Source organism: Phaeovulum sp. (assembly GCF_030684035.1).
In the GTDB taxonomy this organism is placed as follows: Bacteria; Pseudomonadota; Alphaproteobacteria; order Rhodobacterales; family Rhodobacteraceae; genus UBA6213.
Genome location: NZ_JAUXPI010000019.1, coordinates 35,247 through 44,312, shown reverse-complemented (window position 1 = coordinate 44,312; position 9,066 = coordinate 35,247). Strand labels below are relative to the sequence as shown.

The window sequence follows — 9,066 nt, the reverse complement described above, 5'->3', positions numbered from 1 at the left end:
TGCTCGCGCCGTGTCACCTTCTTCTTCATCGCATCGCGCAGGCCGGGAAAGGCGGGTTGTTTCAGCATCGGCAAGCCTCCTCGTGGGGATGCCCAAGCCTATCAGATCAGGCGGAAAGTGGCAGGTTTTTCAGACGTTCCTATAGTTATTATAGTTGTTATTTATTCGCGCAGGCTTTTACTATAACATGCCGGAACCATGTGAACACCCGTTCAGAACATTCATCCTACATATCTATTATATTGTGGTGGCGGGGCAGCGCGAGAACCGCGGCGGCCGCACCGAAGCTTGCCGCGCCAGCCGCATGGCCAGAGCCGGCACAGGGCGCTAGATATCCTCGACCATCGCCACCCCGCGCAGGGCGCGGATGGCACCCTTGATCTGCGGCGTGACCGGCAGCTCTCGCCCTGCCGCAATCTCGTATTCCGCGCCATGTTCAAAATCGGTGACGCGGAATTCTACCGGGCCGCGGGCGCGGGTCTTGCCTTCGGCTTCGATGCGGGCAAAGACCGTGGCCACCGCCGCCGCCGCCTCGGCGGAGTCGAGGAAAATGCGCAGGCCCGCGCCGCCTGCCGCGGCGGCGACCGCATCGACAGGCTGCACCGCGCGCGCCAAGAGCCGCAGCTTTTCGCCTTCCAGCGTTGCCTCGACGGTCATCACCACCGCTGCCCCCGGCTCAAGATACCGGCGCGCGGGTTCCAGAACGTCGGAGAACAAGGTGGCTTCGCCCAGCCCCGTCGGATCGGAGAAGCTGACAAAGCCAAGGCGGGTGCCGCGGGCGGATTTCTTTTCCTTCACGCCCGAAACCATGCCCGCAACGCGGGCGATGACGGCACCAGATTCGGCGGCGACGGCAATTTCGGCCAGTGTCTGCACCTTGGAACGGCGCAGCGCCGGCATATCATCATCAAGCGGGTGCCCCGAGAGGTAGAAGCCGACCGCCTGATGCTCTTCGGCAAGCCGTTCGGCGGGGGCCCAGTCATCGGTATCGGCAAGCCGTGGTGGCGGCAGGTCTTCGCCCGCCTCGCCAAAGAGCGACACCTGCGCCGAGCCCTGCGCCTCGTGCGCCGCCGCCGAAAACGCGGTCAGCGCATCGAGGCTGGCGAAGGCGCGCTGGCGGTTGGGGTCGAGCGCATCCAGCGCCCCGGCGCGGGCGAGCATTTCCAGCGGGCGCTTGCCGATCCGCTTCAGATCCACCCGGCGGGCAAAATCGGTGAGGTCGGCAAAGGGCCTGTCGCCGCGCGCCGCGACAATCAGCTTCATCGCCTCGACGCCGATGTTTTTCAGCGCGCCGAGCGCATAGACCACGGCACCCGCGTGCACCGAGAAGGTGGCCTGCGAGCGGTTCACGCAGGGCGGCACCGTGGTGAGCCCGAGCTTGTCGACCTCGCGCTTGTAAAGCGCAAGCTTGTCGGTCTGGTGGATATCGCAGTTCATCACCGCCGCCATGAATTCAACGGGGTAGTTGGCCTTCAGCCAGGCGGTCTGGTAGCTGACCACGGCATAGGCAGCCGCATGCGACTTGTTGAACCCGTAATTGGCGAATTTTTCCAGAAGGTCAAAGACTTCGCCAGCCTTTTCCCGGGCAACGCCATGCGCCGCAGCGGCACCCTCGATGAACTTTGGCCGTTCCTTGGCCATATCCTCGGGGTTCTTCTTGCCCATCGCCCGGCGCAGGAGATCGGCACCGCCAAGCGAATAGCCCGCCAGCACCTGGGCGATTTCCATCACCTGTTCCTGATAGACGATGATGCCCTGGGTCTCGGCCAGAATGTGGTCTATCGCCGGGTGGATCGAGACCAGCGGCCGGATGCCGTTCTTGACCTCGCAATAGGCGGGAATGTTTTCCATCGGGCCGGGGCGGTAAAGTGCCACCAGCGCCACGATATCTTCAATGCAGGTCGGGCGCATGCGCCTGAGCGCATCCATCATGCCGGTGCTTTCCACCTGAAACACCGCAACCGTGCGCGCCGCAGCATAAAGCGCATAGGTTTTGGGATCATCGAGCGGGATATGCGCGATATCCACCTGCACCCCGCGCGCCGCCAGAAGATCGAGCGCGTTGCGGATGACGGTGAGCGTTTTCAGCCCGAGAAAGTCGAATTTCACCAGCCCCGCCGCTTCGACCCATTTCATGTTGAACTGGGTCGCCGGGGTATCGGAGCGCGGATCCTGATAAAGCGGCACCAGCTCATCAAGCGGGCGGTCGCCGATCACCACCCCGGCGGCATGGGTGGAGGCATTGCGCAACAGCCCCTCGATCTGGCGCGCATAGTCCAGCAGTCGCGCCACCACCTCTTCGCGCGCCGCCTCGCGCAGGCGTGGCTCGTCGGCAAGCGCCTTTTCGATGGAAACCGGCTTTACCCCGTCAAGCGGGATCATCTTGGAAAGGCGATCGACCTGCATGTAGGGCATCTGCAACACCCGCCCGACATCGCGCACCGCCGCCTTCGAGAGGAGCGCGCCGAAGGTGATGATCTGCCCGACCCGCTCGCGGCCGTATTTGCGCTGGACGTAATGGATCACCTCCTCGCGGCGATCCATGCAGAAGTCGATATCGAAGTCGGGCATCGAAACCCGCTCGGGGTTCAGGAACCGCTCGAACAGAAGCTTGTAGCGCAGCGGATCAAGGTCGGTGACGGTCAGCGCCCAGGCGACCAGGCTGCCCGCCCCCGAGCCACGCCCCGGCCCCACCGGAATGCCCTGCGCCTTGGCCCATTTGATGAAATCGGCGACGATCAGGAAGTAGCCGGGAAAGCCCATCTGCTCGATGATCCCAAGCTCCCGCTCAAGCCGGGCCTGATACTCGGGATCCGCCGCGGCGTGCTGCACCTCGGCCAGCCGTGCCGCCAGCCCGGCGCGCGCCTCGCGCCGCAAGGTTTCGACCTCGTCATCGGCAAAGCGCGGCAATATCGGCTCGCGCCTGCCGGGTGCAAAGGCGCAGCGGCGGGCAATTTCGATGGTGTTTGCCAGGGCCTCGGGCAGGTCCGCGAAAAGCGTGCACATCTCCGCTTCCGACTTGAAATAATGCTGCGGCGTCAGCCGCCTGCGTGGTTCCTGCTGATCGACATAGGCACCCTCGGCAATGCAGAGCAGGGCGTCATGCGCCTCGTACATCGCGGGCTTGGGGAAATAGACATCGTTGGTGGCGACCAGCGGCAGCGCAAGCGCATAGGCGGATTCGACAAAGAACTGCTCGGTGGCACGCTCGGCGGCCATGAGCGCGCCGCCTTCGCCCGCATGGCGCTGCAATTCCACATAAAGCCGGTTCGGATAGATCCCGGCCAGCCGCTCCAGCAGGGCCTTCGCCCGCGCCCCCTGCCCGGCCTGGACGAGCTTGCCCACCGGCCCTTCGGCCCCGCCGCTGAGGCAGATCAGGCCTTCGGCATGCGCGGCAAGCTCGGCCACCGCAACCTGCGGCAACTGCCCGGCCTTGTCGAGATAGAGGCAGGAGTTGAGCTTCAAGAGGTTGCGGTAGCCGGGTTCATTCTGCGCCAGCAGCACCAGCGGCGCGGGCTGCCTTGGCGGCTCGCCGGGGGCCGTGTCCGCATAGGCCAGCGCTATTTGGCAGCCGATAATCGGCTGCAAACCCGCGCCCTCGGCCAGCGTCGCGAATTCGAGCGCGGCGAACATGGCATTGGTATCGGTGACCGCGACCGCGGGCATGCCCGCCTCGGCGGCCATTTTCACCAGCTTTTTCACCGGCACCGCGCCTTCCAGCAGCGAATACTCGGTATGCAGGCGCAGATGGATGAATCGGGGCAGGCGCATGCCCCTAGGCTTAGGCGAGGCGGCGGCGCTTTTCACCCCCCTTTCCGCATCCCCCTTGCGCGGCACCGCCCGCCACCGCTAGCCTTGCAGCCAAAGGAGGCCGACATGCCCGAACTGACCCTGACGCTGCACCGACACATTGCCGCCCCGCCCGCCATCGTCTGGCGGCTCTGGACCGAGCCGCATTTGCTGATGCAATGGTTTGCGCCGCGCCCGACAAAAACTGTCGAGGCGGTGCTTGATGTGCAGCCGGGTGGGCGGTTTTACACCTCGATGCTCTTGCCCGACGGCAGCGAGCACGCCTCGGAGGGCTGTTTCCTGCTGACCGAGCCGGGGCGGCGGCTGGTCTTTACCGATTGCCTGCTGGCGGGCTTTCGCCCGGCACCGAAACCCTTCTTCACCGCCGACATCAGCCTTGCCGCCGTCCCCGGCGGCACCGATTACCTGGTGCGCGCGCTGCATGCCAACGAGGCGACGGCACGGCGCCACGCGGAAATGGGCTTCGAGGCGGGCTGGGGGGCGGCCACCGACCAGCTTGCGGCGCTTGCCGCCACGCTCTGAACGGCAAGGCCCTTGCCAAGCGTGGCATAGGCGGGCTTTCATGACCGAACCGGCGCGCCCGCCGCTTTACGCCGCATCGGGTGGGGGCGCAGATGCCGGAATGGCAAAGACCGCGGCAGGCGAACCCATGCAGATCACGTTTCTTCTGAACGGAGAAACCACCACCCTGGAGCTTGCCGATCCCGGCACCACGGTTCTTGACTGGCTGCGCGAAGAGCGCGGCCTGACCGGCAGCAAGGAGGCCTGCCGCGAGGGCGATTGCGGGGCCTGCACGGTGCTTTTGACCGATGCTGCGGGCAGCCACGCGATCAACGCCTGCATCACGCTGATGCCGCAGCTTCACGGCAAGGCGCTGCGCACCATCGAAGGCATCGGCACCGCCGCGAGCCCACACCCGGTGCAAACTGCGCTGATCGACCTGCACGGGTCGCAATGCGGTTTTTGCACCCCCGGCATCGCCATGGCGCTCGCCGCCGCACATCTCAACGGCGAGAGCGACCACGACGAAGCGCTTGCGGGCAACCTCTGCCGCTGCACCGGCTACGCGCCGATCATCCGCGCCGCCGAAGCCGCCGCCGCCGCCCCGGTGCCAGACCGGATGCGCGAAGACGCGGTGCTTGTGCATTCGGCTTGGGCAGAGCACCCATTGGCCGAGGGCGCGGCGGGTTGCTTTCCCGAAACCGCCGATGCGCTTGCCGCATGGCTGCTTGCGCATCCGCAGACGGTGCTGGTTGCGGGGGGAACCGATCTGGGCCTTGGCATCACCAAGGCGCTCAAGCCATTGGGCGAGGCGGTTTTTCTGCACCGCTGCGCGGATCTGCAGACGATCACCGAGGCTGGCGGCCTGATGCGGATCGGCGCGGCGGTCAGCATTGCCGCGCTGGCGGCGGCGCTTGCCGGGCCGCACCCGGCCTTCGCGGCGCTGCTCAAGCGCTTTGCCAGCCCGCAGATCCGCGCCATGGCAACGCTTGGCGGCAATATCGCCAATGGCTCGCCGATCGCCGATGCGCCACCAGCGCTGATCGCGCTTGGCGCGCGGTTGCAGCTGCGCCGGGGCGCGGCGCGGCGCGAGATGCCGCTTGAGGATTTCTATCTTGGCTACCGCAGCCAGGACCGCGCAGCGGGCGAATTCATCGAGGCGGTAAGCTTTCCCGCCCGCGCCCCGGGGCTGCGCGTCTACAAGCTTTCCAAGCGCCACGATCAGGATATTTCGGCACTCACCGCGGCGTTCAACCTGACCGAGAAGGCGGGGCGTATAAGTGCCGCGCGGATCGCCTTTGGCGGCATGGCGGCGGTGCCCAAGCGCGCCCGCGCGCTTGAAGCCGCGCTGATCGGGCGGCGGCTGGAGGAGGCGACGCTGGCCACGCTCGCACCGCTTCTGGCGCAGGATTTCGCCCCGATCAGCGATTTGCGCGCCTCTGCCGCCTACCGGATGCAGGCGGCGCAAAACCTGGTCATCCGCTATGCGCGTGATCTTGCGGGCGAGGCGGTTCAACTGCGCGCGGTGGCACCATGAGCATCGGTGCCCCGCTGCCACATGAAAGCGCGGCGCTGCATGTGCTGGGCCAGGCGCGCTACATCGACGACATTCCGACGCCCGCGGGCACGCTGCACCTCGCCTTCGGGCTTTCGGGCATTGCGCATGGCACGATTTCGCGCATCGACCTTGGCGCGGTGCGGGCGGCACCCGGCGTGGTCGCGGTGCTGACCGCGGCCGATCTGGCTTTTGCCAATGACGTTGGCCCCGCCATGCCGGACGAGCCGCTGCTGGCAACGGGCATGGTCCATTACGCCGGCCAGCCGCTGTTTCTGGTGGTGGCGCAAAGCCACCTTGCGGCGCGCAAGGCGGCGCGGCTCGGGGCTATCGACTATGCCGAGCTGCCCGCGATTCTGACGATAGATCAGGCGCTTGCGGCAGGTTCGCGCTATGAGCGCGGGCCGCTGGTCTGGGCCAGCGGCGATGCGGGAGCCGCGATCGGGGCGGCGGCGCACCGGATCGAAGGGGTTTTCGAGACCGGCGCGCAGGAACATTTCTACCTTGAAGGCCAGGCAGCGCTGGCGCTGCCGGGCGAAGATGGCATGGTGGTGCATGCCTCGTCGCAGCATCCGAGCGAGGTGCAGCACAAGGTCGCGGCGGCACTTGGGGTGCCCTTGCATGCGGTGCGCATCGAGGTGCGGCGGATGGGCGGCGGCTTTGGCGGCAAGGAGAGCCAGGGCAATGCGCTGGCAGTGGCCTGCGCCGTGGCGGCGCGGGCCACCGGGCGGCCCTGCAAGATGCGCTATGACCGCGACGACGACATGGCGATTACCGGCAAGCGCCACGATTTCCGGATCTCCTACCGCGCCGGATTTGATGCCGATGGCCGCATTGCCGGGGTCGAGTTCAGCCATTTCGTGCGCTGCGGCTGGAGCCAGGATCTGAGCCTGCCGGTCGCCGACCGCGCCATGCTGCACGCCGACAACGCCTATTGCATTCCCGCCATGCGGATCGAAAGCCACCGGCTGCGCACCCATACCCAAAGCGCCACCGCGTTTCGCGGCTTTGGCGGGCCGCAGGGGATGATCGGCATCGAGCGGGTGATGGAACATGCCGCGCATCAGCTCGGGATCGACCCGCTGGAGTTGCGGCGGCGGAATTTTTATGCCGAGGCGGGGGGGGCCTCTGCCCCCCCGAGCCCCCCCGAGGGTATTTCGGCGAAGAAGACACAATGCACCCATTATGGCCAGGAGGTGGTCGATTTCGAGCTTGGGGCGATTGTGGCAGAGTTGGAGAGAACCGCCGATCTGGCGTCGCGGCAGCGCGAGATTGCCGCGTGGAACCGCCGCAACCGGAGTTTGAAGCGGGGCATTGCGCTGACCCCGGTGAAATTCGGGATTTCCTTCACGCTCACCCATCTCAATCAGGCGGGGGCGCTGGTGCAGGTCTATACCGATGGCTCGGTGGGGCTGAGCCACGGCGGCACCGAGATGGGGCAAGGCCTGCACCGCAAGATCGGCCAGGTGGCGGCGGCGGCATTCGGCATCGATGTGGCGGCGGTGCGGGTGGAAGCGACCGATACCGGCAAGGTGCCCAACACCTCGGCCACCGCCGCCTCGTCGGGGACCGACCTCAACGGCATGGCGGTGCAGGCGGCCTGCGACACGATCCGCGCGCGGATTGCCGCGCATCTGGCGGCGGGCGCGGGGCTGGACCCGAAGGAGGTGCATTTCGAGGCCGGGCGGGTGTTTGCGGGTGCAAGCGACATGGCCTTTGCCGAGGCCGTGGCCGCGGCCTATCAGGCGCGGGTCAGCCTTTCGGCCACCGGCTTTTACGCCACACCCGAGCTTGACTGGGACCGTGTGGCGGGGCGCGGGCGGCCGTTTTACTATTTCGCCTATGGCGCGGCGGTAACCGAGGTGGTGATCGACACCCTGACCGGCGAAAACCGGATATTGCGCGCCGACATCGTGCATGACGCGGGCGCGAGCCTCAACCCGGCGATCGACATTGGCCAGATCGAGGGCGGCTATGTGCAGGGCGCGGGCTGGCTGACCACCGAAGAACTGGTCTGGGATGAGGCCGGGCGGCTTTTGACCCATGCGCCCTCGACCTACAAGATACCGGCCGCGTCGGACCGGCCCGGGGTTTTCAACGTGGCGCTCTGGCCGGGGCGGAACCGGGTGGCAAGCATCCACCGGTCGAAAGCGGTGGGCGAGCCGCCGCTGATGCTGGCCATTTCGGTGCATCAGGCGCTGGGTGCGGCCTGCGCCGCCTGCGGACCGCACTGGCATGGCCTCGCGGCACCGGCGACCCCCGAGGCGGTGCTGGCGGCGGTGGCGCGGGCTGGGCGGGCATGAGCCTGAACCCCGAGGCGCTGGCGCGGGCGGCGGCGCTTTGGGGGCCGTTTACCCGGGTGCTGCTGGCCGAGGTCAAGGGCTCGGCCCCGCGCGAGGCGGGGGCGGAAATGCTGGTCTGGCCGGATCGGCTTGAAGGCACGATTGGCGGCGGCGCGCTGGAATGGCGGGCGCTGGCGGCGGCGCGGGCGGGGTTTGAAGGGGTGGAAAAGCTCGCGCTCGGGCCGGGGCTGGGCCAGTGCTGTGGCGGCGCGGTGACGCTGGTTTACGAGCGGCTGGATGCGGCGGCGGTAGCGGCGATGCGCGGGCCGGTGCGGCTCAGCCCGCTGGCGGGCGCGGGGCCGATGCCCGCTGCGGTGGCGCGGCTGGCGGGGCGGGCACCGCGCGGGCCGCGGCTGATTGGCGGCTGGCTGGCCGAACCGGTGGCCCCGGCACCGCTGCCGGTCTGGGTCTGGGGGGCGGGGCATGTGGGACGGGCGCTGGTTTCGGTGCTGGCCCCCTTGCCGCAATTCGCGCTGACATGGGTCGATTTCGACGCGGCGCGGTTTGGCGCGGTTCCGCCCGGCGTGCGCCAGCTGGTCGCGGCCGATCCCGCAGGGCTGGTGCCGCTGGCCCCGCCGGACGCGCAGCATCTGGTGGTCACCCATGCGCATGCGCTTGACCTCGCGCTCTGCCACGCGATTCTTCAGCACGGGTTTTCGCGCCTCGGGCTGATCGGTTCGGCAAGCAAAGCGGCACGGTTTGCCTCACGGCTCGCGGTGCTTGGCCACGGCAGCGCCGAAATTGCGCGCATCACCTGCCCGATTGGCGCGCCTGATTTGGGAAAACACCCGCAGGCCATTGCCGTGGGGGTTGTTGCCGCGCTACTCAAGGGCACGGGGTAGCACGCCGATGGGGGAG

At 67.6% G+C, this 9,066-nt stretch carries 6 protein-coding genes; 5 read left to right on the top strand and 1 reads right to left on the bottom strand.

Translation table 11 applies throughout. The annotated features are described in order from the left end of the window. Nucleotides 1–186, top strand: a 186-nt coding sequence (locus tag Q8J98_RS05040; RefSeq protein ID WP_305293416.1) for a hypothetical protein, incomplete at its 5' end; no start/stop codon positions are given. A gap of 141 nt (nucleotides 187–327) precedes the next feature. Here Q8J98_RS05040 and dnaE read toward each other — a convergent pair. After that, the gene (gene dnaE, locus Q8J98_RS05035) at nucleotides 328–3,771 is read right to left on the bottom strand and encodes a DNA polymerase III subunit alpha (RefSeq protein ID WP_305293415.1); all 3,444 of its coding nucleotides are present in this window, start codon (nucleotides 3,769–3,771) and stop codon (nucleotides 328–330) included. Between the two features lie 105 nt (nucleotides 3,772–3,876). Between dnaE and Q8J98_RS05030 the strand changes: the two genes are divergently transcribed. Genes Q8J98_RS05030 through xdhC form a run of 4 tightly spaced genes read left to right on the top strand, consistent with a single transcriptional unit; the run spans nucleotide 3,877 to nucleotide 9,050 of the window. Next, the gene (locus Q8J98_RS05030) at nucleotides 3,877–4,332 is read left to right on the top strand and encodes an SRPBCC family protein (protein ID WP_305293414.1); all 456 of its coding nucleotides are present in this window, start codon (nucleotides 3,877–3,879) and stop codon (nucleotides 4,330–4,332) included. A gap of 40 nt (nucleotides 4,333–4,372) precedes the next feature. Further along, nucleotides 4,373–5,848 carry a xanthine dehydrogenase small subunit gene (gene xdhA / locus Q8J98_RS05025; protein ID WP_370868061.1) on the top strand — a complete coding sequence of 492 codons (1,476 nt, stop codon included), beginning with the start codon at nucleotides 4,373–4,375 and terminating at the stop codon, nucleotides 5,846–5,848. Further along, nucleotides 5,845–8,169 carry a xanthine dehydrogenase molybdopterin binding subunit gene (gene xdhB, locus Q8J98_RS05020; protein ID WP_305293413.1) on the top strand — a complete coding sequence of 775 codons (2,325 nt, stop codon included), beginning with the start codon at nucleotides 5,845–5,847 and terminating at the stop codon, nucleotides 8,167–8,169. Before xdhA ends, xdhB begins: the two co-directional genes overlap by 4 nt. Beyond that, nucleotides 8,166–9,050, top strand: coding sequence for a xanthine dehydrogenase accessory protein XdhC (xdhC, locus tag Q8J98_RS05015; protein ID WP_305293412.1), 885 nt, complete (start codon nucleotides 8,166–8,168; stop codon nucleotides 9,048–9,050). Before xdhB ends, xdhC begins: the two co-directional genes overlap by 4 nt. Nucleotides 9,051–9,066 lie beyond the last annotated feature (16 nt).